Origin of the sequence: Bartonella sp. AC329YNZD (genome assembly GCF_042196685.1) — a bacterium.
In the GTDB taxonomy this organism is placed as follows: Bacteria; Pseudomonadota; Alphaproteobacteria; order Rhizobiales; family Rhizobiaceae; genus Bartonella.
Genome location: NZ_JBHIQS010000066.1, coordinates 1 through 1,679, shown reverse-complemented (window position 1 = coordinate 1,679; position 1,679 = coordinate 1). Strand labels below are relative to the sequence as shown.

Here is a 1,679-nt window from a genome sequence, read left to right as displayed (position 1 = left end):
CCTCCATAGATTTAAGCAGCTTTTGCCAAAATCTTTTGCATCTCTTGTTCTATTTCCCCTAAAAAGATTTCGACCGCTTTATTGATCTCTTCAATGTGTTTCTCATCACGATTGACGCGTTTTATTTTCATTCTCAAACCAGTAGATTTGCCTACAAAGTTTGGATTATAGCTCATGAAATCACACCACTTTCGTCCTGTACAAACCATTTGGAATTGCATCTGTGCGATATATTAAGGCTTGATTTCGTCATAAATAAAAAAACGAAGATGGGTTGTTGATTGTGGACATTTGACTTCGATTAAACAGCCCTCTCCAATGGACCCATCAGGACGAGCCCCCGCCATTTCCATTTTTTGGTGTTGGATAAACCCGCATCTTGTGACATTGGTGTCATAAATGAACGCATATTCTATCAAGGCATTCTCTTCATGTTCAATGCCCCATTGCATAGCAGGTGTTGTATAAGATTGGCTTATTTCCCCTGTTAAGCTTTCTGTCATGAGTTTCATTTTTTAATCTTCATATTTGCTTGTAGGCAAACCTTTAGCTGTCTTACTGAGTACGTTGTAAACGTTTGAAGCGGTGACTTTTCCTAAACGCGCATGAAACCATTTTGCTGTTCTTTGCTCCATCTCACAGCGCCGTTCCCTGTTCGTGTGGCGTTGCTAGATCGGCATCTTGTATAGTAGAATCTGTTTCTACCTTTTACCTGTTTTGTTTATCTTTCAAAAGATGTAACACCGTTTGTGCTTGCTCTTCAGACATATATCTTCAAGCTTTTTGACGTTGACATAAGTAAGTATTTCTTCTTCTGTTTGAATTTATACTATGAGTCTTCTGATTGCATTGATCTGTTGTGGAAAAGCTTTTTAATAGGTGGGTTCCCATCTGTATCATCATTTTCACTCACGACATTAAGAAGCATACCTACCAGATATCTGCGTGCGTATATGATTCCAGAACCAACCGATTGTATATTTGATTTGCATCCTTTAGTGTCATAAGAAAACTTTCTTTCTGTTGAGATTTTATTCCCAAATGGATGCATCAAAGTCATTTCTATAATTATATTGTCTAAACTCTGTTCTTTGATACGAGAAAACAAAGCAAATCGGTGTTTTTCAAGAGTCTTCTTTACAGCATCAATGTACTTAGTCAAGGGTTGCATATTAGTTGTTTATATGGATATTTTTGTATTTTTTGATATTCTATTTGCATATTTGAAAGATCACTGACAAATCTTTCGTAGTTTTGTCGTTCTATTTCTTTTTCTCGTAAAGCAATGAGACGCTCGAGACGGTCCATATCGATATTATTTTCTAAGGCTCTGTTTACAATGCGTTCCATAGCAGTTTATTCGACGGCTAAATGATGTGTTTCTTCAATTTCTGTTAAGTTAGTGTTTTTATTCACTCATCTTGATTTCCTCCATTTGTGCGCAATTCTCCCGTGGAGTGAATCACGCATGTGTTAAAAGTTGTTTGTGTTGCTAGAAAGGAATGATATCCTTTTGTGAAGAGACGCCGCTCTGGGCGGTCATGGTTTGTTTACAATCTTCTGAATTATCATAAATTTTTACATTGCCATAAATTCTTGAATCCGCATCAATAATCACATTTCCATAAATTTGTATGTAACCAAAAATATGTCCATCATATATTTTGACGTTATTATAA

3 pseudogenes are annotated in these 1,679 nt (G+C 36.2%); all 3 read right to left on the bottom strand.

Going from position 1 to position 1,679, the window contains the following annotated elements:
- Nucleotides 1–11: 11 nt before the first annotated feature.
- A pseudogene (locus tag ACFIMW_RS09195) lies at nucleotides 12–635 on the bottom strand (lambda exonuclease family protein).
- Between the two features lies 1 nt (nucleotide 636).
- Nucleotides 637–1,416 (bottom strand): annotated as a pseudogene (locus ACFIMW_RS09190) (ERF family protein).
- Nucleotides 1,417–1,492: 76 nt separating this feature from the next.
- Nucleotides 1,493–1,679: pseudogene (locus ACFIMW_RS09185) on the bottom strand (hypothetical protein); the annotation flags it as partial.